The organism is Streptomyces sp. NPDC002676 (assembly GCF_053592455.1).
Genome location: NZ_JBSFVT010000002.1, coordinates 461,131 through 487,206 on the forward strand (window position 1 = coordinate 461,131; position 26,076 = coordinate 487,206).

The following is a 26,076-nucleotide window of genomic DNA, read 5'->3' on the forward strand; positions in this document are numbered from 1 at the left end:
CAGGGAGGGTGAAGTGATGAAGGTGCGCCCGGTTACGGGGCGCTGGGGGTCAGCGCTCGGGCTTGGGGGGCCGCTGCATCAGCGCGGCTGCGGCCTCGGTGAGGGTGACCTTCTCGTGCAGCAGCGCTGAGACCACGGAAGTGATCGGCATCTCGACGTCGTGAGCGTGGGCCAGGGCGAGGACCGCCTCCGCGCTCTTGACGCCCTCGGTGGTCTGCCGGGTGGCGGCCGTCGCCTCTTGGACGCTCAGGCCCCGGCCGAGGTGGGTGCCGAAGGTGCGGTTCCGGGAGAGCGGCGAGGCGCAGGTGGCCACCAGGTCACCGAGGCCGGCCAGACCGGCGAGGGTGGCCGGGTGGGCGCCCATGGCGGTGCCCAGCCGGGTGGTTTCCGCCAGCCCGCGCGTGATGAGCATGGCCGTCGCGTTGTCGCCCAGACCCATGCCTGAGGCGATGCCGACCGCGAGGGCGATGACGTTCTTGACCGCGCCGCCCAGCTCGCAGCCGATGACGTCGGTGCTGGTGTAGGGCCGGAAGTACGGGGTGTGGCACGCCTGCTGGAAGCGGCGGGCGGCGTCCTCGTCCAGGCAGGCGACGGTGGCCGCGGCCGGCTGGCCCTCCATGATCTCGCGCGCCAGGTTCGGACCCGACAGCACCGCGACCCGGTCCGCACTCACGCCGGTGACCTCGGCGATGATCTGGCTCGCCCGCAGCCCGCTACTCTGCTCGATCCCCTTCATCAGCGACACGATCACGGTGCCGGATCCGATATGTGGCGCCCACGTGGCGAGGTTGGTCCGCAGGGTCTGCGCAGGGATCGACAGCACCAGGAAGTCCGCGCCGTCCAGCGCGGCGGCCGGGTCGGTCGTCGCCATCACAGCGGCAGGCAGCTCGATGTCCGGGAAGTAGCCGACGTTGCGGTGCCGGGCGTTGATCCCGTCGGCGATCTCATCCCGGCGGGCATGCACCATCACGCTGGTGCCGGCATCGCCCAGGATCTTGGCCACGGCCGTACCCCAGGACCCGGCCGAGAACACCGCCACGCGGGCGGGGCGGTTCTGGCTCACTGCGGGATCCTCTCGGTGGACACGGGTCCACCGCCCTGGGGGCGGCTGGGCTGCGCCATCGTACCGGCCGCGTAGGGCGCGGCCGGTGACGTGCCAGCGCGCCGCAGGGTCAGCAGGACCGCACGGCGGCCGGGAAGTACGGGAAGCATCCGGTCCGCCTCGATCAGCATGTTCTGGGCCGGAACGTCGCCGAGTTCGCGCCGCAGCTCGTCGGCATGCCGGATCCACAGCCGGTAGAGCCGTTCCCACATGGCCGGCTCGGTGGGCCGCTCGTCCAGGTGCTCCAGGATCAGCCCGGCGGCAGGCGCCTCTTCCTCCCAGGCCGGCTTCACGTCGGGTCGCAGGCCGCGGGTGAGAAGCAGCCGACCGCCGGGCGCCAAGACACGGCCGACTTCACGTAGTGCTGCTTGCCGGTCTCCGACGCGGCCGAGGGCATCCACGCACACCGCGCCGTGGGCGCAGCCGTCGGGCAGGCCGGTGGCGTCCAACCGGGCGACGCGGAAGGCCGCTTGGTCGGCGGGAACGAAGTCGGTGCGCCGGGCTGTGGCCTGCGCGACGGCAACGGCAGAGATGTCGAAGCCCACCAGGCGTACGGCCAGGGCGCGGGCCAGCCACAGTCCGATGCCGCCGTTGCCGCAGCCGGCATCCACCAGGAGCTGACCTGGCCGCATCCGCAGGCGCGCGGTCATCAGCCCCAGCAAGGGCCAGTCACACGAGCTGGAGGCGTTGACCTCTACGGGGTAGTCCTCGTCCATCGCCTCGGCGTACAAGCGGGCGACCAGTGGGGTGCGTGCCCGCGCGGCGTGCAGCGCATCGTACTGGGACGCGAGCTGCTGGGGCTGTGGGGTGGATGGGGTGACGCAGTGGAGTGTCATCGCGGCATCGCCCTCCTGATCCGTGATCGGGTGCCGGGACAGATGACCTGGACCGCGTAGACGGGGGCCCACGCGTCCGACAGGTCAAGGGCCATCGGCTCGTATCCGGTGATGAGTTCGACCCGCCGCGCCACGTCCCGGACCTGGTCGGCGAAGCCGCCCGGGACCGAGGCGAAGTGGCTGGCTGCCTCCGGCCACACGGCAAGCCCTGTTCGCTGCTCTGGGTGGAAGGGCGGGGTGTCTGACCAAGCGAGGTCACTCGGGAGGTCATCCCGCGTTCCGGCGATGGCTGTCAGCCGTGACTGCGCCGCCTCGGTCACCGCCCGGGTCAGGGCGATGACCGGACTGCTGTGGCACCCGCCGCCGGCAAAAACGACCGGGAAGTCCTCGGACCACAGGTAGGCCAGGCACACCGGGATCCCGTACGGGCCGTCTACGAGCGCCAGTTCCAACGCCATCTCGGCGGCACTCAACCGGTCGATCACCTCCCGGCCGTAGGGGTCATCGACTGTCGCCGGGTCGATCACCGTCCGCCGCTGGCCACCGCACTGTCCGTCCTGGAACAGCACATCCCGTTCCACGACCTCAAACAGCGCGTGCAGCAACGCCTCGTCGCGGGTGTTCCCGCACGCCAGACCGGTGCTCGTCGCGCGCAGCAGATCCGGGCTCCACTTAGGCCGTTGCGCCCGGCGACGGACCAGGTCGACCGGCAACAGCACCTTCTGACCGCTCATGAGGCCAGTTCCCGTGGTCCACTCCCACACCATCCGGGCGAGAGTGTCCTCGGGGTACGAGACGGTGAGCGGCAGCGCGGAGATCGGATAGTCGGGGGCGACCTCCACGGCTGAGCCACGTGCCGCAATCGGCAGCGGCTGCTCGACGTGCCACAGCTCGATCGCCTCCATCACGGCCGACAGCTTGGCCAGCAGGTCGGTGGCGCCCTTGCCCTGGGACGTGCTCAGGGTCATGGACGCGGGCCGGATCGCCGTCCAGACCGGCAACCCGATGCAGTCCAGATCCGTCAGCCGGGCCACGCGGGTGATGCCGTACGACGGCAACAGCCCGGCGAGGGTCTGCCACGTCTCCTCCGCAGGCCGGGCTCGCATCGTGCCCGGCAGTATCACCAGGTCGTCAGCGGGCAGCACTGGCCGCCTCCCTTTGCTCAGATGACTCGGCCAGATACCCGGGCACCAGCCGCTTCGCCGCCTCGACCGCCCGCGCCCCGCAGACCAGCCCGCGGGCAGAGGCTTCCTCGTCGAGCACGTGCTCAGGGCACCGCCACACCCGCAGCAGCATCTGGCGAGCGAGGTCGTCCCGCACTGCCGCAGTCGAGAATCCGGGCCGGCTGTGGCGGACCTCGGCCAGGGCGTCGGCGTAGCGGGCGACCGCCGCGCGGTCCTCGAAGGTTTCGTCGGCCAGCAGCAGCACCACCGCTGCCTCGTCTCGCAGGTCCACGGTGGGGTGGAACACCCGGTGAGCGGGCAGGGTACCGCCGGTGACCTGCGCCAACCGGGTCCTCAGCGGCAGCCCGGGGGTTCCGCCGGCAGGGCGCCAGGAGTGGTGTTCCAGGTAGGACGCCCACCTCGCCCGGAATGCGGGGTCGAACACCTGCTTGTAGATGAGCCGGTCTTCGGTGGACAGGTCCAGCCCGTCAACGCGGGCGCGGGCGAAGGTGTTGGACCAGCGGCGGAAGTACGGCGTTTCCCACGTGTGCGGGGATGGAGGGGCAGTCTCAGCCGGCGGGAGGCCTTGGAGTGCCGTGCTGACGGCGGCGAGGGCATCGACGCGCTTGAGGTCGCCGAAGTGCTGGTCGCGCTCGGTCTGGTCGGCCAGCCAGCTGATGAACGTTGTTTCGTCGTGGCGGCGGCACACGGCCCGGACCGCAGCCCATGTGCGTTGCGGGTAGTGGACCGCTCGCAGCGCCTTGAGCAGCCTGGCGGCGCGCTCGCCGTCGAGCACCCCTGCTCCCTGGGCCAGGTCCAGGACATGACGGAGGTTGACCACCGGCCACGTCAGGGCATCCCAATCCCCGTCTGGCCTCTGTCCAACCGCAACCTCGTCGTCGCCGTCGATGTCTCCCTGGCTGTAGGCGGTGTAGATGCTGCCGATCCCGACCATCCCGAACGGCGCCAGCTCGGCCGCGCGCAGTGCGCCGATGCTCGCCGCCCCGATCACCCGGACGCCCCGGCCCATCGTGACCAGGATCTCCTTATGTCGGAGCGCCGGAGCCTGGTGATACACCCCGTCGATGATCACCACAGTTTCGCCGTCGCTGATCGCGGGATCGAACAGGTCCCCGTGCCGCACCGGCGGCCACGCCCGCACGCCGGGTGCGGCAAGCTGCGGCTCGGACCGTGACAGCGTCGGCCCGACGAACACGTGAATCACTGAGACCTCCATGCGGTCAAACGCGAGGAGGCGCCCCTCCCCGGACCCCAACGGGACCAACGAGATGGGAGAGGCGCCACGGGATCAGGCCGTGTACGGGTCGTCGTCCTCAACGTCCACGGCGACCACCACAGGGCCGGTGATCTCCTCGGGCTCCTCCGCCGACACCGAGGTGACTGCGACTTCGGACTTGGAAACGGACATCGTTGATTCCTCCTAGAGCGTTCGTGGATGAACCCGTGCCGCCAGCGACTTGCGGGACGCCGACGGGGCGGGCGTGACCCGCCGCACCAGGTCTTCCGGGACACCGGAGGGGCGGGGGCTTCGTCGCGACCCTGACCCTGCGGTCGCCGTGGGGCCCCTGGACCCGGGGCTGGGTGATGCCGCTCAGAAAGCGGGGCGCGGATGCTCGGCGCACGCGGCGTGAATGCGACTCGTCAGGGCGCCGCCAGAGTTGCTGACCCGGTCGTAATCGACCGTTTCGTCGGTGGCGCGCATCGGCCGGTCGCAGGCCACGCATACGCCCTGCCCGGCAAGCGCCTCGAAGTGGTCGCACAGTGCTCTGAGCGTGCGGGCCAGCTTCCGTGCGTACGCCGCTGCACCGTGCGGGCCCGCGCCGGCCCGAGCGCTGAGCTTGCCACGTGCCTCACCGACGCAGGCGAGCGCGCAGTACCGGGGGACGCTGTCCTTGTGCAGTCGCCCGGCTTTCGCCTCCACCTCGGGGATCAGCAGCCCCAGGTGTCCGCGCAGCATCGCGGTGAGCGTGTCCAGCTCTCGGGAGGCCAGGGGAAGCGTTTCGGGCCCCTCGTCCGGCCCCAGCAGCAGCGCCACTGTCTCGCGCATCGTCGCAATGTCCACCAGGCCGGTGTCGTTGCCCCGCTTCACTGTGGCGTTCACCGGCGCACCGCCCGTCCGGACAGGCACCGGGAGCACTCGCACGGCGGGAAGGCGGTGCTCATCACCGGCTCCGGCGACAACTGGTTCCCGTACGTCACTGTGACCGTGCCCCGGTCCTGGCTGATCGTGCCGTAGCGGTCCACGGAGTAGACCCGCATCGTCATGCCGCTGCCCCGTGCGCTGGCCCCGGGCAGGGCGGTACCGTTCGTCATGTCGACGCTCCCTCGCTGGTATGAGCGTTGGCCACTCCCGGGGCCGTTCCCGCGGTCGCCGGGATCCACCTTGTGCCGACGTTGGCGGGTAGCGAGGGTGAACGTCGGAGCGTTCCGGCCCCGGCTCATCCCGTCGTTCCCCACTCGCCGTTGACGAGGTGTGAGAACAGCGTGACGCTCTGAGAAGACCGGAACGCTCACAGTTTTGTGAGCGTTGTGAGCGTTCCCTACAGGCCGACCCAGGCGGCCATGTGGTTGAGGGTGTCTGGGGTCCGGCGCGAGAGGTGGATCAGGCCGGTGATCGTCTCGCGGGCCGCCGGGTGATACCGCGTCTGCTCAGGGGCCATGCGACGAGCTTCGATCAGAGACATCAGCGCGTCCTCTGTGTGCCCGGTCTCCATTTCAGTGCGAGCCTGGTCGATCAGGAAATGGGCGCGGCGGGATGTCGCGAGTTGCGTCGGCAGCTTCTTGCCGATCGTGCGGGCCTTCTTCAGTGCGGCGTCGTACTGGCGCATCTCGACGGCAGCGGACATCTCGTGCAGGTCCACGTTGGTCGGTCCGAAGCTGAGCCAATACACCTGGGAGGCGTCACCGATGCGCTTCGCGATCCGGCGGGCTTCGGCGATGTGGGTCTTTGCCCCGGTCGCATCCTCGGCCCTTGCGGAGATTACCGAGGCTCCGAGATGAAGCTGCCCGGCAACGGCCAGGGCCTCGCGGGTGTCGTCGGCCTGCGCGACGACGTTGTGGCCGGAGGCGACGAGGCGCCGCCCGATCCGGTACTCGCCCTCGCGGAAGTACACCAGGGCCCGCATGTACTGCCGTACGGCCGCCAGGCACGGGTCGGAGGCACGCTGCGCCGCCCAGTCCATCCGGTCGAGGGCCACCGCCGACAGATCGTAGTAGCCGAGCTTGACGCTGATGTCGTGCGCGGTGCGGTATGTGGAGGCGAGCGCCTGCCACAGTTCACTGGAGGGTGACGACCAAGCAGCGTGTGTCAGTTCGGCAATGAGGCCCGGCAGCTTGCGGGCCGCATTGCGCAGATGAGTGGCGCGGACCTCTTCACATAGCTGGTCCGATCCCGCGATGAGCTTGTCCGCCGGTCGTACGGTCAGGTCCGGGTTCGGCCCGAGGTCGTACAGGTCCAGGGATTCGCGGATCGGCCGCACCAGCTCGGCAAGCCGATCGCGCTGCAACTCGGTCACGTACGGCTGCCCAGTCAGTACAGTCACGTCGACCTTGAGGACCTTGGCGCATGCGGCCACGAAGGCAGCAGTCGCCGGACGGGCACCGCATTCCACCTGGTTGAGGTAACTGTAGGAGTAGGGCAGCAGGTCGGCCATCTGGCGCTGCGTGAGCCTGGCCAGTCTGCGCTGTTCCTTGATGCGTGCGCCCGTGTGGTTGTCATCCAGTGTGGGCATACTGGTCTCCGTTCTAAGCACCCACTTGGAACAGTACTCGCGCCCAGTGGCGTGGTTGCACCCTTCCGCCCCCGACTCCCCTGCGATTGGGGGTGGTTGCATGTGATCGGATAGGCCTCATGGCAACAACTGACCGTGTGCTCTACCTGTTCGGCTCGGCGGCCCCGCCCGTCTTCGACGTCGCGTCGGTGATTCAGCAAGCGCAGGCCCGAGGGTTCGACGTGTGCCTCGGACTGACCCCGACCGCCGCCCGCTGGCTCACTCCGCAGCTGGGAGAGCTGGAGCGGCTCACCGGGCACCCGGTACGCAGCGAGTACAAGATGCCCGGCGAGCCAGATGTATGGCCGAAGGCGGATGTGATCGCAGTGGCGCCGGCGACCTTCAACACGGTCAACGCATGGGCTCTCGGCATCACGCGAGACTTCGTGGTGGGCGTCGTCGCCGAGGGAATCGGCAAGGGTATCCCCATCGTGACGATGCCGTGCGTGAACGCGGCCTACGTGCAGCACCGCCAGTTTGAACGGAGCATCGCCGAGCTGCGCGACATGGGTGTGCACGTCCTGTACGGCGAGGGCGGTTTCGTCCCGAACCAGCCGGGCCAGGGCAAGCCGAAGGAGTACCCCTGGCACCTGGTCGTCGAGGCCACGCAAAGCCTGACTGGCATGCTGTGACTGAGCACGCCAGTTGGCCACTCTGAGCTTGTTTGTTGGCCACTCTGGAAGAAATCGATCCAGGCCGTTGTCCGGGCGAGGCTCCTCAAGGTCAGAGGGCTGGTCAGCGCTCCTGGTCAGCGGCAGGCTCAGCATGTCGTATTCGGGATCCACTGAGTGCCAGATTGCCTCGATCTGCTCACCAAGGACTTTGCCGCAGTGGCGGATCGTCATCCCCTCATCGTCCAGGCCGAGCCGAACGCCCACAAACGCGACGACCAGATCGGGCGCCGACACGTGTGCCAGCGCAGGATCAGAACAGACGTGCGCCCAGTCCGGGTTCAGCCACTTGATCCCGGTCGGGTACTCGTAGCAGTCCGTCGACGTGATGTAGCCGACCGCGTTGCCGCGGTACGCCATCGATGCCACGCACCGCCAGATCCAGTCGTGCGTCGTGCCCTGCACCGATGGCTACACGAAAAGCGACGACAGCAGCAACTGCTGCATCGCATCACCGGACTGCCGGTACTGGCGGATCGGCGCCGCCGACAGGTTCGAGCACAGGATCCGGCCCGCCGCATACACCGAGGCCAGGCACAGAGCCCGCTCCGCGCTCATCGATGACGAGCTGGCCGCGCCGCCCCGGTTCCACGGCACCGAGGTGATGGCGCGCCGCTCCTCGCCGCGTGTCTCGACACCGGCGAGCCAGCCGCCCACGTGTCGCCGACCAGGACAGGGCCGCCGTCGTCGGACGCTCGGGAGGGCTTTCGCCGGGGCCACCACTTCACGCGCACTCCCTCGTGGTAGATGGCGGCCACTGGCCGCAGTTCTGTCAGCGGGGAGTAGGAAGCCGTTTCCTTTGGCGACGTCAACCCCCAGCATGGGTGGTTACCTTTGAGAACTTCCTAGATCAGGACGCCCAGCAAGGTGTCTCACTGATGCTGGAGCGCCCAGATGTGATCGGGCATCGGGGCGCACGGCAGCATTCCCCCGCACCTCTGAGGCATGATCAGGTGACGATTCATTGCGTGAAGGGGGCAGGATGAAACGCTCGATCACGGCAGTTGCCACGCTGCTGCTGATCACCGCGGTGGGCTGTGATGGGCCGTCCGCCGCGAAGACACACGGAGGGCCCGCTGGCGCTGGTGGTACTGCTGCGGTACGGCCGATGACCGCCGACGAGACACGCCAGGTAGTCATCAGTTTGAACAAACGCGAGGACACCGAAAACTGGGACGCGGCTTTCTGGCGGAATATCGCCGAGGGGCCGTGGCTGGAGCAGCGGCTCGCCGCCGTGGAGGCCCGCAAGAAGTACGGCACCAATGCCGCCTCGGAACCGAAGGGGTCACCGAAGGTCTCCGCGCAGGTCCACGCATGGGCGGCAGCCGGGCCGGATGGTGACCGATGGATCCTTGGTGCATATGAGGCGCAAGGGTATTCGGTCGGAGATGCGACCAAGAAGGCGGAGCCGTACTGGTCGTTGTATCACCAGCGGAAGGGTGGGGGCTGGCGCAGGACTTTCCTGGCGTTGGCGCCTTCACGTACCGCGCTGCCCGCGGTTGCCACCGGTCGCGATGGCCAGGCCGTGACCTCGGGCGATGTCTCAAAGCTGGCCACGCCGCCGTCTTCGGTCTGCCGTCATTACGGAGACTACGTCGCCGGTAGGAGCGGAACCGGAGCCGAGGATGATGCCTTGTGGAGCAAGGAGATACGCACGGCACGTGCCTCAGCCGCGACAGCGGAGAAGGACCTGCGTGCCCGGTTCTACAATCCCGCGTCGGTCAACTTCAGCGAGGACCCCGAGTCGGCGCATCACGGTCCGATCTGGCGCACTACCGACGGCGGAGCGCTCGTCGCGTGCATCGTCGTGACGAAGACAACCATAGCTATGGGGTCCGGCCGGTACGTCAAGTTCGCCTCCAGCGGATGGCCGGGCACTGTGGGAGTGCGCTGGGCCGCCTTCACCCAGAGCCAACTGTCACTGACCGTACTGAAGGTTCCGGCGGAGTCCCATGAAGTGTCCATCGCCGCCCGGGCAAGCTGGCCCTACCGCTTCGATGGCACTCGGTACACGAGCCGATAACCAAAGATGATGTTTCAGTTGGTAAGTCTGCGGTAGCTGATGAGGGCTGCCGCTATGCCGACGAAGGTAGAAAAAATGCTCAGGCTTGCGCTCGTAGCGGCGATGCAAGGCGGCATACAGCATGCACGCCGCACTCGACCGGCGCGCGGACAGCGAGCGGCGGGCCGTGCTCGGCGACGACTACCCGGGCTGACCCCGCGAAGTGCAGCGGCCCCACTCCGGCGTCCGGGCGGTGCCGTCGCCATACGGCGGCCAGCCGAGTATGTCGTAGGCCTTGTCGACGTGGAGACGCCGGGGCTTGAAGTTGCGGCCGCGGTAGGGGTCGTGTTTCGTTTGGAGGCCCGTGATCATGGGCTTCAGGGCGTGGTTGTCGTGGGTGTTGACGGCCGAGACGCCGACGGGGCTCGGACCTGTGAGTTCGCCGCCCTTTTTTAGCGCGGACATGGGCGGAGTCGAGGACCGCTCGGGAGAGATCGAGCAGGCCGGTGTCGTCAAGCCGGTGCAGGATCCCCTCGTGCAGCCGGCGAGAACAGGACATGTCCTCCGGAGGTGCGGGAGGGCGTGTCCATCCGGCGTTGCCTTCCCGCCTTGACTTCGAGCGCGCTCCAAGTCGTAGCGTCGCGGACGTCCGGCGGTTCACGCGGGTCGCGTCAGCCGGTCTCCCCCTGGGATGCCCGGTGACGGAATCCGTCGCTTGATGGATGAGAGACCCCCGTGCCGTACGGGACTGATGACGAACGAATGTGCAGGGAAAGGCTGGGACACCAGATGCGACAGCGCAGTCTGCGGGAACTTCGGGTATCGGCCATCGGCCTCGGCTGCATGGGCATGTCCGCCTTCTACGGCTCCACCGACCAGGACGAGGGCATCGCGACCATCCGGCGCGCCCTCGAAATCGGCGTCAACTTCCTCGACACCGCGCAGCTCTACGGCCCGCTGACCAACGAGTCGCTGGTCGGCGAGGCGGTCCGGGGGCACCGCGACGAGTACGTGATCGCGACGAAGTTCAACTACCGCATGGACAACGCCGTGCCGGGCGACATGAGCACGATCGGCCCGCAGGACGGTTCCGCCGAGCACGTCCGCAGCTCGATCCACGGCTCGCTGGAACGGCTGGGCACCGACTACATCGACCTGTACTACCAGCACCGGGTCGACCCGAACGTGCCCATCGAGGAGACGGTCGGCGCGCTGGCGGAGCTGGTCGCCGAGGGCAAGGTGCGGCACATCGGACTGAGCGAGGCGAGCGCGGACACCATCCGGCGCGCCCACGCCGTGCACCCGATCACCGCGGTGCAGAGCGAGTACTCGCTGTGGTCGCGGGACGTGGAGGCCGAGGTGCTGCCGGCCTGCCGGGAGCTGGGCATCGGGTTCGTGCCGTACTCGCCGCTGGGCCGCGGCTTCCTCGCGGGCCGCTTCACCTCGGCCGACGAGCTGGACGAGAACGACTACCGCCGCAGCACCCCGCGCTTCACGGACGCCAACATCGAGGCGAACAAGCGGCTCGCGGCGAAGGTGAAGGAGATCGCCGCCGAGAAGGGCGTGACCCCGGCCCAGCTGGCGATCGCCTGGGTGCTGGCCCAGGGCGAGGACCTGGTGCCGATCCCCGGCACCAAGCGCCGCACCTACCTGGAGCAGAACGCCGCCGCGGTCGACATCGAGCTGACCAAGGACGACCTCGCCCGTATCGACGCCGAACTGCCCGAGGCGGCGGGTGAGCGCTACGACGAGGCGGGGATGCGGTCCGTGAACCGCTGACCCAAATGCCGACCTGCCCGGTGGCCAGGCCACCGGGCCGGGAGCACGCTGGTAGGCATGAGGCCCCGGCAGGCGGTGGCGGAACTGCGGCAGCGGTGGCGACGGTGGCAGTCCTCGGGCGCGCTGCTGCTGCTCCCGATCACGCTCATCGTCGTGATCACGGTGGTGGACACCCGCGCCCCCGCCGATGTTCACCTCGGCCCGACGCTGGTCATCGCGCCGGCCCTGACCCCGTCGTTCGCCGGTCCCCGCACCACCGCTTTCGTCGGGGCGCTGGCGGTGGCCGCGCAGATCCTGATCGGCTCCGTACACGGGGGGCTGGGCACCACCAACCACATCGTGCAGACCATCACCCTCGCGGTGCTCTCGGCGATGACGGTGGTCTACAGCGCCCTGCGCGAGCGGCGGCAGGCCCAGCTCGCGCAGGTCCGCACCGTCGCCGAGGCCGCGCAACACGTGCTGATGTGGCCGCTGCCCGAGGAGATCGGCCCGCTGCGCATCGCCTCGCTGTACCTGGCGGCGGAGGACGAGGCGCAGATCGGCGGTGACCTGTACGCGGCGACCCGGTCCAATGATGTCGTGCGCATGCTGATCGGCGATGTGCGCGGCAAGGGCCTGCCGGCCATCGGTGAGGCCGCGCTGCTGCTGGGCGCGTTCCGGGAGAGCGCGCACCGGCACATCCCGCTGCACGAGCTGGCGGCCACGCTGGACCAGAGCATCACCCGCTACACGGCCGACCTGGAGTCGCCGGAGGAGGCGGGCGAGCGGTTCGCCACCGCCCTGCTGGTGGACATTCCGGACCAGGACCCGGTCACCCGGATGACCAGCTGCGGCCATCCCCCGCCGCTGCTGCTGAGTCCCGGGCATGTCGTCACGGTCCCGAGCCTGCACCCGTCACCGCCCCTCGGAGTGCAGGGCAGCACCGAGCACACGCTGGACGTGTTCTCCTTCGAAGCCGGTGACACGCTGTTGCTGTACACGGACGGTGTGATGGAGGCCCGGGACAGCCGCGGCCGGTTCTATCCGCTGGCGGAGCGGGTCGCGCGGTGGACCGACGACAGTCCGGAAGCGCTGGTGCACCATCTGCGGCGCGATCTGCTCGCCCATGTCGGCGGCCGGCTGAACGACGACGCCGCGCTGATCGCACTTCACCGCACGCCCGCCGACCGGCGCCGCCACCACGGCCTGGCGGCCGGGACCGAGGTGTTCCGGCACCGGGCGGGGTGACGGCGCCAGGCCGGTACCGGTTCCGGGCGGGGTGACGGTTCCGGACCCGGCCGCCCATGCGTTCAACATCCTTTGCGCAAAAGTTCAGCCGGAGGTGGCCCACCCGGTGAGGCCGTTGCGAGACTCTGCGCCCGCTTCTGCCTGCTCCCGCCCGAGTGAGGTTCCCATGCCCGTACGACCGTCCTTACGACACCTGCTCTCCGGCCTCGCCCTGGTGCCGGCGCTCGCGTTCCCGGCCGTCGCGCACGCCGACCCCGGCGGCACCCAGGCCCGTTTCGACCTCCAGGCGCACCGCGGCGGCATCGGTATGACGACCGAGGAGTCGCTGGAGGGCTTCGGCAAGGCCATGCGGCTCGGGGTGTCCACCCTGGAGCTGGACACCCACGTCACCAAGGACCTGAAGGTCGTCGTCAACCACGACCGGCAGATCAGCGGCGTCAAGTGCCGGGACACCGGCCCGGTGACGCCCGGCGACCCGATGTACCCCTATGTCGGGAAGTACATCAAGGACTTGACGCTGGCTCAGATCAGGACGCTGGACTGCGGCTACCAGCAACTGCCCGGTTTCCCGGAGCAGGAGGTCGTCAAGGGCTTCCGGATGGTGGAGCTGAAGGACGTCCTGAACCTGGTCAAGAGCTACCACGCCTGGCAGGTCAAGCTGAACATCGAGACCAAGGTCGAGGCGGGCGCGCCCGAACAGACCGCGCCTCGCGAGGTGTTCGTGCGCCGGGTGTACGAGGAGATCCACCGCTCGGGCATCGAGCGGCAGGTCACCATCCAGTCCTTCGACTGGGGTGCGCTGAAGCTGATGCACCAACTGGCGCCCAAATGGCCGCTGGTGGCGCTCACCAACTACGACTTCCTCCAGGTCGGCAAGCCCGGTGCGTCGCCCTGGCTGGGCGGGATCGACGCCGACGACTACGGCGGTGACTTCGTGAAGGCTGCCGCCACGATTCCCGGGCTCACCACCCTCTCCCCCAACTACGGCTTCCCGCAGTCCGGAAAGATCGGCGACCCGGGCTTCCGCTTCTATCCCGACGCGACGATGATCGCGGAGGCGCATGAGCGCGGGCTCAAGGTGGTCCCGTGGACGTGCGACGACCCGGCCACCGTGGAGGCGCTGATGGACATGGGCGTCGACGGCATCATCACCAACTACCCCAACCACGTGCGGCAGATCATGGCCGACCGGGGCATGCCGCTGCCGCGGCCGTACTACCCGCGCGCATCGGACTGAGCGAACCGGACGCCCCTTCGGACGACCCCCCGGAAAGCCCCTCGGGCAACCGCGAGCCCCGCCCCGAGTGGGGCGGGGCGGGGCTGCGCGCCGTGTCGCCGGCCGGTCAGCGCACCGGCTTCAGGTCGGTGATCTTCAGGGTCTTCAGGTCGGACACGACGTCGATCCGGCTGACCTCCGCGCCGGCTCCGTCACCCCAGGTCAGCGTGACCCTGCTGGTGGCGTGGCCGGCGCCGGAGCCGGTGTAGGCGACCTTCCACTTCACCGGCACGTTCTGCGCGAAGAGGATGCCGTCGGCGTGCTCCTTCTTCTCGTAGGCGGCGACCTTCTTCTGGGCCGCGGCGGAGAGGTAGAAGCCGCGCAGCGCCTTGGCGGCGGCTCCGGCGGTGGTGTCCTCGTTGGCCCACACGGCGTCGATGTACGCCCCGTAGAAGTCGGCCACGTGCTGGGTGACGTTGCGCGCGTCTCCCTGGGCGACGGAAGAGGCGGCGGGGCGGCTGCGGTGGCTCACGCCGGTGCCCGCGAGGGCGGGCGTCACGGCGACCAGGGTGAGGCCGGCGGTGACGGTGACGGCGGCGAGCAGGGTGCTGCGCTTGCGGACGGACATGTGCGTGATTCCCCCGGTTTCTTCGCGGCCGATTTTACTCCGGCCGTCGACGACCCCTAAGAGCGTAATTTCCGTCCGCCGGTTCCGCCGCTTCATATTCTTTCGGTCAACTCACTTCAGACCGCGGGCGGTTACGCCCCTCGACGAGCCGGCGAGATTTTCCAGGGCCATGCGACGACGAGGGCGCGGGAGACGCGGAAGCCTTTCCACACCGGTTCGTTCGATCTTTGCTCGGCAAAAGCAGCAAGTACGTCGCTTGTTGCACATTTCAAGCTGCGCGTTGCGAGGCGTCGTCGCCGGGTGCCACAGTGGACGCTCTGCTCCGGTCCCTGGGCCCGACCGCCCCCATCCGGCCGGACCCCGCATCCGGACCACCCCCCCACTCGCACGCACCTCGTACGAAGGATCCGATTTCATGCACCGAGCAGTACCGAACCCCGACCTGCCCGCCGACCCGTCCTGGACCCGCACTCACCCGAAGCCCGGCCCGCAGCGCCACGTGAGCTGAGGGCCACGGCGAGCCGCCTCGGCACGAGCCCCGCGGTCTTCGGCGCGGGCGTGGTGGCGGGGCGGCTATCGTCGGCTGTGTGAGACTCCGTCCCCACCAGCGAGAAGCCGTGGACCGGGTGGTCCGAGCGCTCGGGCTGCCGGCCGGCGGCACCGTGCCGCCGCAGGGGCTGCGCACCCAGGTGGTCATGGCGACCGGGTCCGGCAAGACCCTGGTCGCGGTGCGCGGCGCGGAGGAGCTCCAGGCGGGCCGGGTGCTCGTGCTGGTGCCTTCGCTGGACCTGCTCGCGCAGACCGAGGAGGCCTGGCGGGCGGGCGGCCGTACCGGCCCGATGATCGGCGTCTCCTCGCTGCGTGGTGACCAGGCCGCATTCCCGAACACCACGAACGTCGGCGAACTGGTCGCCTGGGCAAGCCCGTTCGACAAGGTCACCGTCTTCGCGACGTACGCCTCGCTGGGCCTCGGCACCCTGGAGCGCGCGCACGCGGCCGGGCTGCCGGGCTGGGACCTGATCGTCGTGGACGAGGCCCACCGCACGTCCGGCCGGATCGGCAAGCCGTGGGCGGTCGTCCACGACAACACCCGGATCCCCGCCCTGCGACGGCTGTACATGACGGCCACACCGCGGCTGTGGCAGCCGGAGGGCGACCAGGAGGAGGGTGCGCCGGGTGAGCTGGTCGCCTCCATGGACGACGCCCCGGACGGGCCCTTCGGTGCCCGCTGCTACACGCTGACGCTGTCGGAGGCCATCGACCGCGGGATCTGCGCGCCGTACCAGGTGGTGTGCGTCGACGTCACCGACACCCGGCTGCAGGCCGCCCAGCTGCTCGGCATGGAGGGCCGTACGGACGAGGTGCGCGGGGCCAGGCTGGCCGCGCTGCAGACGGCGCTGGTCAAGGCGGCGGGCACCGAGGGCCTGCGGCGCACCCTGGTCTTCCACCATCTGGTGCGGGAGGCGGAGGCCTTCGCGGCGGGGCTGCCCGAGGTGGCCGAGCGGCTGCACGCCGAGAGCCCCCGGCGGTATCCGGGGCGGGTGTGGGCCGAGTGGCTGTGCGGCGATCATCCGGCGCCGCACCGGCGCCGTGTCCTGGACGAGTTCGCCCGCACCCGGCGGCGCGCGTTCCTCAGTTCGGTGCGGGTGCTCGGCGAGGGCGTCGACACCCGGCACTGCGACGCGGTGTACTTCGCCGACGTCCGCGGCTCCATGCCCGACCTGGTGCAGGCGGTGGGCCGGGCGCTGCGGCTGCGGCCCGGCGAGGGCAAGACGGCCTCCCTGGTTGTACCGGTGCTGCTGGGGCCGGGCGAGACCCCGGACTCGATGCTCTCCAGCCGGGCGTACGCGGGCCTGGCCCGGCTGCTGGAGGCGCTGCGCGCGCACGACACCCGGATCGTGGAACGGCTGGCCGTGCCGCAGGCACCGAGCCGCTCCCCCAAGGGCCGCGAGCTGGGTGGAGAGGGGGAGGAAGGGCCGCCCGGCGTCAGTGGCCCTGCGCGGGCGCTGCTGAAGTTCTCCACGCCCCGCGATCCGGCGCAGTTGGCCGCGTTCATCGAGCTGCGTGTCGTGAACCCCGAGCGCGCCCACTGGCGGCGCGGGGTCGAGGCGGCGGCCTGTCATGTCCGGTTGCACGGGGATCTGCGGGTGCCGTTCACGTTCAGGGTGCCCGAGGCCGATGAAGCCAAGGAAGACGCGGAGGCCGAGGAGTCGGGCTGGCCCGGTGCGCTCGCCGGCTTCCCGCTCGGTCAGTGGATCGCCGACGCCCGCCGTTTCCGCGCGCGCGGCACGCTCGACCAGGACCGGGTACGGCAGCTGGACCAGCTCGGCATGATCTGGTCGCACTCCGACGTCGCCTGGGAAGAGGGACTGGCCGCCGCCCGCGCCTGGGCGGCCGAGCACGGCCATCTGCTCGCCCCGCACGACGCCACGCACCAGGGGTTCCGGGTCGGCATCTGGCTGAAGAACCAGCGGGCCCGCAGCGGCGAACTCCCGGACGAGCGACGGGAACAGCTCGACGAGATCGACCCGTCCTGGTGCCCGGCCTGGCCGGTGGAGTGGCAGCGCTGCTTCCATCTCACCCGGCTGCACCTGGCCGAGGGCGGCCGGCTGCCGACCGCTCCCGGCGAGGCCGTACGGCAGGGCGAGGACCTGGGACGGTGGGTGCGGGCGCAGCGGCTCGGCTGGGACGGGCTGAACGTGGGCCGGCGGTGGCTGTGCGAGCACGTGCTGGGCTTCGGGCCCGCCGGAGACGAGGAACGGCCGAAGCCGCGGGTCCCGCACGCCGACAAGTGGGCGCTGAACCTGGCCGCCGCACAGCAATTCCGTTCCCGGGAAGGCCACTTGGTCGTGCCGCGCGGGCACGTGGAGACCATCCGCACCGACGACGAGGAGCGGCCGGTCCGGCTCGGCAGATGGATCAGCAACCAGCGCAGCCGCGCCGCCGCCCTGACCCCGGAGCGCGTCCGCGAGCTGTCCGCACTCGGCATGCGCTGGGCCTGACGGGGCTCAGGGCGTCGTCTCGCGCCGGGCGGCGATGCGTTGCCGCTCGGCCTGCCAACCCTGCATGGATCCGGTGCCGACCCCTGTGACGACGCCGACGTGGGCCCCGTCCCAGCCGTCGGGGGCGAGCCGGGCGTCGGCGACGGCCTGGCGGGCGGCAAGCAGCGCGAAGGGGGTGAACCGGTCGAGGCGGCGGGCCGGCCGGTGCCCGAGCCGGCCGGCCGCGTCCAGCTCGGGCACCCGGCACGAGAACGCCACGGGCAGCCCGTCGGGGCCCGGGTGGCCGGCGCCGTGGAGTTCCCGGCGCGCACGCCCGCCCAGGCCGCGTCGCGGCCGACGCCGGCCGGGGCGACCAGGTCCGAGCCCGGTGACGGCCACGAGGGCGCGCTTCGTGGGAACGCGTGCTTTCGCCAGCTGCATGAGCCGTGATGATCCGGGCCGGTCACGGCGGTGATCGTCCCCGACAGCGCGTTCGGCTCATCCGGAGCAGACGCGGCCACCCTGATGCGCGAGCTTTTCTGACGCACCGTCAGCAGATCGAGTACCGGTCGTCAGCCCGGCGTACCTTCGAGGGCCAGGACCGCGCTCGACCACGCGTCGGCGAGCGCGGCTTCCAGGTCGGCCAGGGGCCGTTCGCAGGTGTCGAGCCGGAGGGCGGGGCCGATGTGCACATGGACGCGGGGGCGGCGCAGGGGGGCGGTGGCCCAGCCGGCCAGCCCCCGGGCACGGCCTCCGGAGGAGACGCGGCGGGCCCCTGCGTGTCCGATCGGGAACACCGGGGCTCCGGTGGAGACCGCGAGCCGGACGACGCCCGATGCGAGGCGGCCGGCCGGGCGGGCGTGGGACGTGCGGGAGCCGGGCAGGCCGCCCTCCGGACAGATGAGGACGCTGCGCCCGACGGACAGCGCCTCGGCGGCCTGCCGCAGGGCGTCGGGGGCACGGCGGCTGCCCCGGTGCACCGGCACCTGGCCCTCACGGGTGAGGGCCCAGGACAGCAGGGGCACCCGCCACAGTCCCGCGGTGGCGAGCACGGCGGGCCGGTGGCCGAGCCACTGCAGGGTGCCGACGAGCAGCACCGGGTCGAAGAACGAGGTGTGGTTGGCGGCGAAAATACGGCCGGGGCCGGGCGCCTGATCCAGGTGGGCGGTGCCGCTGACGGTCATGTGGCTGAAGACGGGCACCAGGGCCCCGGCCCATGCGGACAGCATCGCGGGGTGCTCCTCTCCGGGACCGGACCGGTCCCCCGCCGATCATCACCGGCGGCCCGGTCCACGCCGGTGAGCGGGGGCAGGCAGGGCCACGAAGATCACTCCGGTGGCCGCGCGCCGCCGCCCCCGCGCTCAGGAGCGTCAGGAGCCGTCCATCAGCCCGGCCGCGACCGTGGCCCCCAGCTCCCAGCAGGCCTGCACATCGGCCTTGTCCGGGGTGCCCGTGACGGTCACCGGCTCCGCCGTACGACGCCAGCCCAGCCCGGTGGTGACGGCCTCGATGGCACGGACGGCACCCGTCACGTCGTTGCCGCCGTGCACGTAGTAGCCGAAGGGGCGGCCCCGGGTCTCGTCCAGGCAGGGGTAGTACACCTGGTCGAAGAAATGCTTCAGGGCGCCGGACATGTAGCCGAGGTTCGCCGGTGTGCCGAGCAGATAGCCGTCGGCTTCGAGGACGTCGGACACGGTCGCGGACAGGGCCGCCCGCCGCACGACACGGACGCCCTCGATCTCCGGTGTCGTCGCGCCGGAGACGACGGCCTCGAACAGGGTCTGGCAGTTGGGGGAAGGGGTGTGGTGGACGATCAGCAGTGTGGACACATCCCGCACCCTGCCCTGAGCGCGCCGCCCCTCGCAAACGGCACGGAATCCGGGGGCGTTGTGGGCGGCGGCCGGGGGTGCGACGATGCCCGGCACAGGACGACGGGAGGAACTGTCTTGCCCGAGCACGCCGAGAAGTCCGAGCACTCCGAGAACTCCGCGAACTCCGCGAACTCCGCGAACTCCGCGAACTCCGCGAACGACGAGAACTCCGCGAACGACGGCCGGTTGCCCGCCGCCGTGGTGTTCGACGCGCTGGGGCTCGCCTACGAGAAGGCGTTCGCCGCGTCCGAACCGCACGGGGCGTCACTGCGGTGGCTGCTGGACGGGCTGGAACCGGGCAGCCGGGTGCTGGACGTGGGCAGCGGGACGGGCCGGCCTACCGCGCAGACCCTGACCGAGGCGGGCCACGAGGTGCTCGGAGTCGACGTCTCCCCGGTGATGGTCGACCTGGCCTCCCGCCAGGTCCCGGAGGCTGTCTTCCAGCGCGCCGACATCCGTGAACTCCCGCTCGAAGACGGTTCGTTCGACGCGGCCTGCTGCTACTTCGCGCTGCTCCAGATGTCCCGTGCCGAGCAGGCCGCGGTCCTCGCGAGGCTGGCGCGCGCGGTACGGCCCGGCGGGCTGGTGACGCTGGCCACCGTCCCGCTGGACATCGAGGACGTCGAGGCGGTCTTCATGGGGCAGCCGGTGCGCGTGACGAGCTTCGCCGCCGAGGACTTCACCGCGCTGGTGGCCATGGCGGGCCTGACGGTACTGGGCGAGGACCATGCCCTGTTCACCCCGGCCCACCCCGACGCCGTACCCGAGCCGCACCTCTTCCTGCGCTGCCGCCGCGAGGCGGACTGATATTCCGTACGACACTGTCGGTGCCCTCGGTTACAGTGACCGCCCTGAACAGAATGGGGAGATGAAGGTGCAGGTCAGGGTGGGGTCCATGGGCGGGCGAGCGGTGCTGGCGGTGGCGCTGGCCGCCGTGCTGGCAGGCTGCGGACAGGGAGACGACAGCGGCCTAAAGGCGGCCACGAACGCCTCGCCGAGCGCGGACGGCGCGGCGGCGAAGGACGCGGCGGCGAGCGGTGGCACCGTCGGCGCGGCCGGGTCGGCCTGCGAACTGCCGGTCAGCTTCGACATCGCCCGGCACTGGAAGGCCGAGTCGATCGACGCCGCGAAGAAGACTTCGAAGAAGTCGGGCGGCTCCGACGGCGATCTGGCCGACGCACTGGACACCATCCTGCGTCAGGGCCCGGTCACGGCCGCCTGCGAGATCGACGCCAAGCCCGCCGGCAACATCGGCTTCATCCGGGTGTGGACCGGCAAGCCGGGCGACTCCGACGCGGGCAGTGTGCTGCGGCGGTTCGTGGCCGCCGAGGGCGGAGTCAGCAAGGAGAAGTACCACGCCATCAAGACGGGCGGCGGCGTCGCGGGCGTGGAGGTGGAGTACCTCTACACGAGCAAGCTCCTGAACGAGACGAAGAAGGAGACCGCCTTCGCGGTCAGCACGCCCGAGGGCCCGGTCGTCGTACATCTCGGGGGTCTCGACACCGAGGAGCACGAGGCGATGCGGCCCGCGTACGAACTGGCCAAGCGGACGCTGCGTACGGCGTAGGCCGGCGGGTGGTCCGCCGCTGTGCGGACCGACGGCTAGGTCGGCTGGGGGGCTGGGGGATCGTGCCTGGCGGCGGGGGAAGCCGGATCCGCCGTCGGACTTCCGGGGCCTTTGACGGCGTCCAGCAGGGTGCGTCCCTGCCGGTCCACGGCGCGAGTGACGGATTCCTGCAGTAGGCCGAACGCGAAGGCCCAGCCGCCTATCTGGGTGGGGGTGTCCAGGCTCGTCAGGCCAGGGATGAACTGGGCGCTCACCAGCAGTATTCCGATGGCGGCGATGAGCGCGCCGATGGGCAGCCGCAGGACTACCAGTCCCGACGCCACGTGATACGGACCCGAGGTCCCCCGCACGTTCCTGAGTGAAACGGCACCGCCCACCGCCGCTCCGCACACACCGAGAAACTCAAGGAAGTAGACACCACTGGCCTTCGGTACGCCGTGTGCGTCGCGGCCGAGCGGGCAGATCTGGCCGCGAGCCTTGGTCTGCGGAGAACAAAAGCGCGCGGCCACGTCCGGGGCGAGGCTCGCCCACAACCCGAGGCCGACAGCCAGAAAGCAGAGGGCCAAGGAGGCCACGAGCACGATGTGGATGAAGCTGCGCACTCTGGCCCGTTGCGCCTCCTCCGCCTGATAGGCGGCGTGCAGGGTGATCGCGGCGAGTTCCCTGAAGTTGTTCAGGTAGGCGGGGTCGGCGCCGATCAGTCGGGGGTCCCGCATCGCGGCTTCCAGCCGCTGCAGGCACGTGTCCTCCTTATTGAGGTGCAGCCGGGCGTGCGACAGGACGTAGACCCCCTTGTTGAAGAGTTCCTCGTTCGGCGCGATGCGGAGGAGGGCCACCTCGGCCTCGTGTGCGTTCGCCAGCGCCCGGTCGGCGGACGCCCCCGTCATCCGTCTCCACAAGTTACGCTTTTGCAGTACATCTTGAGCTTCCGTCAGATGCGTCTGTATCTGCAGTGCGATCTCCGTGTCCGCGCCCGAGATCCCTCCGTTGGCCTTGCGCTGGGCCACGAACTTGTTCAACTGCCCCTGGAGATGCGCCACGTGTGCGTTGATCCGCTGGTACCAGGAAGATCCGCGGCGTGGGACCTCGACTTTCCTGACGTCTACCATGAGTGACCTCCCTGGTAGGCACCTCCTCCTTCTTCCAGTCGACACCCGGCCCGCTCACCGGACAACTCCTGCCCCACCGACCCTCCGCAGGTCAGAACTCCGCTCCCGTTGCGACCTCCCGGCGACGGCGGGACCATGGAGGTGAACTCCGGGCTCGTGTCCGAACGGAGCCCCGTCAATACGTCCGTCGTCCGGGCGTCCTGAGCGACGTGGTCGCTCCCCTTTCGCAATACCCCGCGCGCCTCGCCCTCCGAGGCGGCCCCCGCGTGCGTGGCCTCACCGCTTCCAGAAGGTGCCATGGCCATCTCGGACGAACAGCTGGCACAGAACAAGAACATCACCGTCGCGCAGGTACAGCAGCTGCGCAGAAGCCGGGGCGTGACGAGCCAGACACTCGAAGCGCTCTCCGAAGGTGCCGTACGCCGGGCCTTGCGCCGCCTCAACTACCCGGATCTGCCCAACGCCCGGCGTGCGTACCGGCTTGCGCAGGAACGCGGTGACGACGGCGGCGTGCCGCTGCACGCCCGCGGCAGGGCCCTCGACCGGCTGCGTGCCGTGCTGGAGAGCAGGGCCGGTGCGCCCGGTCCGCTCACCGCGGGCGTACCGACCGGTCAGGCCCCCGGCGCACGTACCCGCGGTCCGGCACCCACCGCGGGCATGGCGCTCACCCACTGGGAGTGGCTCGGGCCGGGCAACATCGGTGGCCGCACCCGCGGCATCGTCATCCACCCCGGAGAGCCCGGGAAGTTGTGGGCCGCGAGTGCCGGCGGCGGGGTGTGGCACAGCGAGGACGCCGGCAAGCAGTGGGCGCCGGTCGACGACTTCCTGGGCAACCTGGCCTGCTCCTGCCTGGCCATGGACCCCTCGGACCCGGACACGATCTACGCCGGCACCGGCGAGGGTTTCAGCAACTCGGACGCCCTGCGCGGCAACGGCGTCTTCCGCACCACCGACGGTGCTTCCTGGAAGCCGATCACGGCCACGCAGACGGACGACTTCCAGGCCGTCACCCGGATCGCGGTCTCGCCCACCGGGGAGGTGGTCCTCGCGGCGACGGAGACCGGGCTGTTCCGCAGTGCCGACCCGGCCCGGTCGACCTGGACCAAGGTCCTGGACGACCCGCTCGGCATCGTGCTGTTCGACCCGCGCGACGGAGACCGGGCGGTGGCGGGGGCCCTGGACGCGGGCGCGGCCTGGGCGAGCCAGGACGGCGGGCGCACCTGGCAGAAGGCCGGCCATGGCGCGGGCCCCTGGTCGGGCCGGGTCGAACTCGCCTACGCGGCCAAGGATCCCGCCGTCGTCTACGCCTCGGTCCAGATGACCAGCGGCCGCATCTGGCGGTCCACGGACGGCGGGCTGACGTACAAGGTCACCGGAACCCTGGACGCGGACGGCCGTATCGCGGACTACCTGGGCGACCAGGGCTGGTACGGCAACGCGGTGTGGGCCGGAGATCCGGACGACGAGAACCTGGTCGTCGTCGGGGGCATCAACCTCTGGCGCAGCACCGACGGCGGCGAGCACCTGGCCGAGATCAGCACCTGGTTCGATCCGCGGTCCGTGCACGCCGACCACCACGCGATCGTCTCCCACCCGGGCTACGGCAAGCACAACCGGACGGTGTACTTCGGCAACGACGGCGGCGTCTTCATGGCGGCCGACCTGACCAAGGTGGGGGTGGAGCCGCAACCGCCGTTCGTGAAGGGCTGGACGGAGCTGGACAACAACTACGGGGTCACCCAGTTCTACAGCGGAGCCGGGCACACCGGCACCGGACGCATCATCGGCGGTGCCCAGGACAACGGCACCATCTGCTTCGACCCGGCCCGCGGCACCGAGGACTGGCGGCAGATCTTCGGTGGCGACGGCGGCTGGTGCGCGGCAGACCCGGGCGATCCCAAGGTCTTCTACGGGGAGTACGTCTTCCTGGGCATCCACCGCAACACCGACGGCGGCAGCAGCGACGACACGAACGGCGACCGATACATCACCGGCCAGTTCTTCAACGACCGGAAGCAGGACTGGGACTGGAAACCCCTGCCGTTCCGGATCCCCGACGCCATGAACCAACAGGCCCTGTTCATCGCGCCGTTCATGCTCGACCCGAGCGTCCCGGACCGGATGCTCGCCGGCGGCCTGTCGCTCTGGCGGACGGACAACGTGAAGGAGACCAACACGCCTACGTCCGGGCCGAGTTGGCGGCAGATCAAGCCGAGCGCGGGCCGGCCGATCAGCGCGATCGCGGTGGCACCCACCGACTCGGACGTCATCTGGGTGGGACACGACGACGGCAAACTCTTCCGCACGGCGAACGGCACCGCGCCGACGCCCGCCTGGGACCGGGTCGGGGCGACCGGGCAGCAGCGGCTGAACCCGCAGCGGTTCTGCACGTGCGTCGCGCCGCACCCGACGGACACGGACACCGCGTACGTCACCTTCGGCGGCTTCGCGCCGGACAACCTGTGGGTGACGCACGACGGCGGCGGCAGCTGGCAGGACCTCTCCGCCCAGCTGCCCGACGTCCCGCTCAGGACGTTTGCGTTCCATCCACGACGGCCGGACTTCGTCTACTGCGGCACGGAGCTCGGGCTGTTCGCCAGTGAGGATGCCGGGCAGAACTGGTCGCCGACGAACGAGGGGCCGACCAACTGCTCGGTCGACCAGCTGTTCTGGATGGACGAGACGCTGCTGTGCGCCACGCACGGCCGCGGCATGTTCCGGATCGATCTCTCGGGTGTGCAACGGTGAGGGGAAGGAGACGGCGATGACACCGAACATGCGCACACGAGGCCGTCTGGAGGCGATCGCCGCCTGCGTGAGCGGGCTCCTCTTCCTCGTCACCCTGGTCTGGCCCGACTGGATCGAGCGGGTCTTCGGCGTCGACCCCGACGCACACAGCGGGGCCGTCGAGTGGGCCGTGGTCGCCCTCGCGCTGTGCGCGACGATCGTGTTCTCCCTGCTCGCCCGCGGCGAATACCGCCGGGCTCACACCCTGTCTCCCAAACCCAGATAGGGACATTGCACACTTCAACCTTCACACGAGCCACACACGTTGGCTACGTTGACATCTCATGGCGACGGACAGCGGCAACGAGGTGCGACAGCGGATCGAATCCCTCTACGACCAGGCCGAGACCGCGACGGGGAACTACAACGCCACCCGGGCGGCGACGGCGGCGGGGACCCGCGCGCGAGGCGTACCGCCGGCCAAGCGGTCGGACCGGCAACCGGATCCGGCACTCGACGAGGTGACTCGGCAGTGGTTCGACACGGCTCGCGCCAAGCTCGGCCCGACCGTTCCGGCAGTGCTGCCTGCTGACCGGATGCCCAGCGGGGGCGAGGGGGAGAGACAAGAACTCCGGCTCACACGACCGGAGTTGACAGCACGCCGGGCGGATACGCGCACGGTGGCCGAGCTGACAGGCCGGCCCGCCGTGCCCGAACTGCCCGGCTCCGCCCGGCCCGCGCTCCCCGCAGCATCGGGCGCGCCGTCGGCCACGACGAGGGCGCTCCCCGTCGCCGCACCGCACAGCCCCGCCCCCGCAGCCTCGAAGGCGGACAACCAGCGCAAGATCGCCGCCGCGCGCGACCTGCTGTCCCGCCACACCGCGGCCCCCCTGCCCGACCCCGACCCCACCCCCGCCGCGGCTGCCGCTGTCCTTCCCGTCGCCGCAGCCCCCGAGTCGGCCTACGCGCGACGTGCCGCCAAGGCGCTCGCCTTCGCGCGGGCCCAGCTCGGCAAGCCGTGCGTGTGGGGCGCAACCGGGCCCGACTCCTACGACTGCTCCAGCCTCACCCAGGGAGCGTGGAGGGCCGCCGGAGTCACGCTCCCCCGCGCCGCGTACCAGCAGGCGCTCGCCGGGACCCCGGTCCCCCTCGCCCTCATCGAGCCGGGGGACCTCGTTCTCTTCTTCGACGACGACCGCCACGTGGGCCTGCACATCGGCGACGGCATGATGATCCACGCACCGGGACCGGGGTCGTACATCCGCGAGGAGTCGATCTACGGCGCCGGGGAGGGCGCTATCCACCGGATCGTCAGGCCGGCATGACGCCCGTCAAGGCGGACCCGGAGGGTGGGCATAAGACACCCCTGGGGAAGTCATAAGATCGCCTTATGAGGTCATAGACCT

25 protein-coding genes and 1 pseudogene are annotated in these 26,076 nt (G+C 70.4%); 11 read left to right on the forward strand and 15 right to left on the reverse strand.

What is annotated here, in order from left to right; translation table 11 throughout:
* Positions 1 to 49: 49 nt before the first annotated feature.
* From ACWD3E_RS09165 to ACWD3E_RS09195, 7 genes are all read right to left on the reverse strand, one after another.
* Complete coding sequence (locus tag ACWD3E_RS09165; RefSeq protein ID WP_451386896.1) at positions 50 to 1,063, reverse strand: NAD(P)H-dependent glycerol-3-phosphate dehydrogenase; 1,014 nt, start codon at positions 1,061 to 1,063, stop codon at positions 50 to 52.
* Positions 1,060 to 1,938 carry a class I SAM-dependent methyltransferase gene (locus tag ACWD3E_RS09170; protein WP_451386897.1) on the reverse strand — a complete coding sequence of 293 codons (879 nt, stop codon included), beginning with the start codon at positions 1,936 to 1,938 and terminating at the stop codon, positions 1,060 to 1,062. Before ACWD3E_RS09170 ends, ACWD3E_RS09165 begins: the two co-directional genes overlap by 4 nt.
* Positions 1,935 to 3,044 carry a YcaO-like family protein gene (locus ACWD3E_RS09175; protein ID WP_451387122.1) on the reverse strand — a complete coding sequence of 370 codons (1,110 nt, stop codon included), beginning with the start codon at positions 3,042 to 3,044 and terminating at the stop codon, positions 1,935 to 1,937. The genes ACWD3E_RS09170 and ACWD3E_RS09175 overlap by 4 nt, the downstream gene beginning before the upstream one ends.
* A gap of 25 nt (positions 3,045 to 3,069) precedes the next feature.
* Entirely contained in the window at positions 3,070 to 4,326 is a 1,257-nt protein-coding gene (locus tag ACWD3E_RS09180) for a TfuA-like protein (protein ID WP_451386898.1), read from the reverse strand.
* A gap of 387 nt (positions 4,327 to 4,713) precedes the next feature.
* Positions 4,714 to 5,223, reverse strand: a complete 510-nt coding sequence (locus ACWD3E_RS09185) for a DUF6415 family natural product biosynthesis protein (protein ID WP_451386899.1) — start codon at positions 5,221 to 5,223, stop codon at positions 4,714 to 4,716.
* Entirely contained in the window at positions 5,220 to 5,435 is a 216-nt protein-coding gene (locus tag ACWD3E_RS09190; protein ID WP_451386900.1) for a hypothetical protein, read from the reverse strand. The genes ACWD3E_RS09185 and ACWD3E_RS09190 overlap by 4 nt, the downstream gene beginning before the upstream one ends.
* A gap of 227 nt (positions 5,436 to 5,662) precedes the next feature.
* Entirely contained in the window at positions 5,663 to 6,853 is a 1,191-nt protein-coding gene (locus ACWD3E_RS09195) for a helix-turn-helix domain-containing protein (protein ID WP_451386901.1), read from the reverse strand.
* A gap of 119 nt (positions 6,854 to 6,972) precedes the next feature.
* Here ACWD3E_RS09195 and ACWD3E_RS09200 point away from each other — a divergent pair, with 119 nt between their 5' ends.
* On the forward strand, positions 6,973 to 7,524 hold the full coding sequence (locus tag ACWD3E_RS09200; RefSeq protein WP_451386902.1) for a flavoprotein: 552 nt from the start codon (positions 6,973 to 6,975) through the stop codon (positions 7,522 to 7,524).
* Positions 7,525 to 7,974: 450 nt separating this feature from the next.
* On the opposite strand, the gene ACWD3E_RS09205 is transcribed toward ACWD3E_RS09200, so the two are convergent.
* Complete coding sequence (locus tag ACWD3E_RS09205; RefSeq protein ID WP_451386903.1) at positions 7,975 to 8,220, reverse strand: hypothetical protein; 246 nt, start codon at positions 8,218 to 8,220, stop codon at positions 7,975 to 7,977.
* A gap of 451 nt (positions 8,221 to 8,671) precedes the next feature.
* On the opposite strand from ACWD3E_RS09205, the gene ACWD3E_RS09210 reads away from it, so the two are divergent.
* The gene (locus ACWD3E_RS09210; protein ID WP_451386904.1) at positions 8,672 to 9,586 is read left to right on the forward strand and encodes a hypothetical protein; all 915 of its coding nucleotides are present in this window, start codon (positions 8,672 to 8,674) and stop codon (positions 9,584 to 9,586) included.
* Positions 9,587 to 9,600: 14 nt separating this feature from the next.
* Here the strand turns inward: ACWD3E_RS09210 and ACWD3E_RS09215 are convergent.
* Together ACWD3E_RS09215 and ACWD3E_RS09220 are read right to left on the reverse strand one after the other, a co-directional pair.
* Positions 9,601 to 9,694: pseudogene (locus ACWD3E_RS09215) on the reverse strand (IS5/IS1182 family transposase); the annotation flags it as partial.
* Between the two features lie 72 nt (positions 9,695 to 9,766).
* A complete protein-coding gene (locus ACWD3E_RS09220) occupies positions 9,767 to 10,030 on the reverse strand; it encodes a hypothetical protein (protein WP_451386905.1) in 264 nt (87 codons plus the stop codon).
* 324 nt (positions 10,031 to 10,354) lie between these two features.
* Here ACWD3E_RS09220 and ACWD3E_RS09225 point away from each other — a divergent pair, with 324 nt between their 5' ends.
* From ACWD3E_RS09225 to ACWD3E_RS09235, 3 genes are all read left to right on the forward strand, one after another.
* The gene (locus ACWD3E_RS09225) at positions 10,355 to 11,344 is read left to right on the forward strand and encodes an aldo/keto reductase (RefSeq protein WP_451354180.1); all 990 of its coding nucleotides are present in this window, start codon (positions 10,355 to 10,357) and stop codon (positions 11,342 to 11,344) included.
* 57 nt (positions 11,345 to 11,401) lie between these two features.
* Positions 11,402 to 12,571 (forward strand): PP2C family protein-serine/threonine phosphatase, encoded by a 1,170-nt coding sequence (locus tag ACWD3E_RS09230; RefSeq protein ID WP_451386906.1) that lies wholly within the window; start codon positions 11,402 to 11,404, stop codon positions 12,569 to 12,571.
* Positions 12,572 to 12,737: 166 nt separating this feature from the next.
* Positions 12,738 to 13,808, forward strand: coding sequence for a glycerophosphodiester phosphodiesterase family protein (locus ACWD3E_RS09235; RefSeq protein WP_451386907.1), 1,071 nt, complete (start codon positions 12,738 to 12,740; stop codon positions 13,806 to 13,808).
* Positions 13,809 to 13,914: 106 nt separating this feature from the next.
* Here ACWD3E_RS09235 and ACWD3E_RS09240 read toward each other — a convergent pair whose 3' ends face one another.
* Positions 13,915 to 14,415 carry a hypothetical protein gene (locus ACWD3E_RS09240; protein WP_451386908.1) on the reverse strand — a complete coding sequence of 167 codons (501 nt, stop codon included), beginning with the start codon at positions 14,413 to 14,415 and terminating at the stop codon, positions 13,915 to 13,917.
* A gap of 587 nt (positions 14,416 to 15,002) precedes the next feature.
* Here ACWD3E_RS09240 and ACWD3E_RS09245 point away from each other — a divergent pair.
* Positions 15,003 to 17,417, forward strand: coding sequence for a Helicase associated domain protein (locus ACWD3E_RS09245; protein WP_451386909.1), 2,415 nt, complete (start codon positions 15,003 to 15,005; stop codon positions 17,415 to 17,417).
* Between the two features lie 6 nt (positions 17,418 to 17,423).
* On the opposite strand, the gene ACWD3E_RS09250 is transcribed toward ACWD3E_RS09245, so the two are convergent.
* From ACWD3E_RS09250 to ACWD3E_RS09260, 3 genes are all read right to left on the reverse strand, one after another.
* A complete protein-coding gene (locus ACWD3E_RS09250; RefSeq protein ID WP_451386910.1) occupies positions 17,424 to 17,837 on the reverse strand; it encodes a beta-ketoacyl synthase N-terminal-like domain-containing protein in 414 nt (137 codons plus the stop codon).
* 131 nt (positions 17,838 to 17,968) lie between these two features.
* Complete coding sequence (locus ACWD3E_RS09255) at positions 17,969 to 18,625, reverse strand: lysophospholipid acyltransferase family protein (RefSeq protein ID WP_451386911.1); 657 nt, start codon at positions 18,623 to 18,625, stop codon at positions 17,969 to 17,971.
* 141 nt (positions 18,626 to 18,766) lie between these two features.
* Complete coding sequence (locus ACWD3E_RS09260) at positions 18,767 to 19,225, reverse strand: flavodoxin family protein (RefSeq protein WP_451354188.1); 459 nt, start codon at positions 19,223 to 19,225, stop codon at positions 18,767 to 18,769.
* A gap of 228 nt (positions 19,226 to 19,453) precedes the next feature.
* On the opposite strand from ACWD3E_RS09260, the gene ACWD3E_RS09265 reads away from it, so the two are divergent.
* Complete coding sequence (locus tag ACWD3E_RS09265; protein WP_451387123.1) at positions 19,454 to 20,074, forward strand: class I SAM-dependent methyltransferase; 621 nt, start codon at positions 19,454 to 19,456, stop codon at positions 20,072 to 20,074.
* Between the two features lie 61 nt (positions 20,075 to 20,135).
* Positions 20,136 to 20,834 (forward strand): lipoprotein, encoded by a 699-nt coding sequence (locus ACWD3E_RS09270; RefSeq protein WP_451386912.1) that lies wholly within the window; start codon positions 20,136 to 20,138, stop codon positions 20,832 to 20,834.
* Positions 20,835 to 20,869: 35 nt separating this feature from the next.
* On the opposite strand, the gene ACWD3E_RS09275 is transcribed toward ACWD3E_RS09270, so the two are convergent.
* Positions 20,870 to 21,874 carry a hypothetical protein gene (locus ACWD3E_RS09275; RefSeq protein ID WP_451386913.1) on the reverse strand — a complete coding sequence of 335 codons (1,005 nt, stop codon included), beginning with the start codon at positions 21,872 to 21,874 and terminating at the stop codon, positions 20,870 to 20,872.
* A gap of 366 nt (positions 21,875 to 22,240) precedes the next feature.
* Between ACWD3E_RS09275 and ACWD3E_RS09280 the strand changes: the two genes are divergently transcribed.
* The 3 genes from ACWD3E_RS09280 to ACWD3E_RS09290 are packed head-to-tail and all read left to right on the forward strand — an operon-like array spanning position 22,241 to position 25,995.
* Entirely contained in the window at positions 22,241 to 24,691 is a 2,451-nt protein-coding gene (locus ACWD3E_RS09280; RefSeq protein ID WP_451386914.1) for a WD40/YVTN/BNR-like repeat-containing protein, read from the forward strand.
* A 16-nt stretch (positions 24,692 to 24,707) separates the two neighbouring features.
* Complete coding sequence (locus ACWD3E_RS09285; RefSeq protein ID WP_451386915.1) at positions 24,708 to 24,956, forward strand: ABC transporter permease; 249 nt, start codon at positions 24,708 to 24,710, stop codon at positions 24,954 to 24,956.
* 58 nt (positions 24,957 to 25,014) lie between these two features.
* The gene (locus ACWD3E_RS09290; protein WP_451386916.1) at positions 25,015 to 25,995 is read left to right on the forward strand and encodes a C40 family peptidase; all 981 of its coding nucleotides are present in this window, start codon (positions 25,015 to 25,017) and stop codon (positions 25,993 to 25,995) included.
* Positions 25,996 to 26,076: the final 81 nt, after the last annotated feature.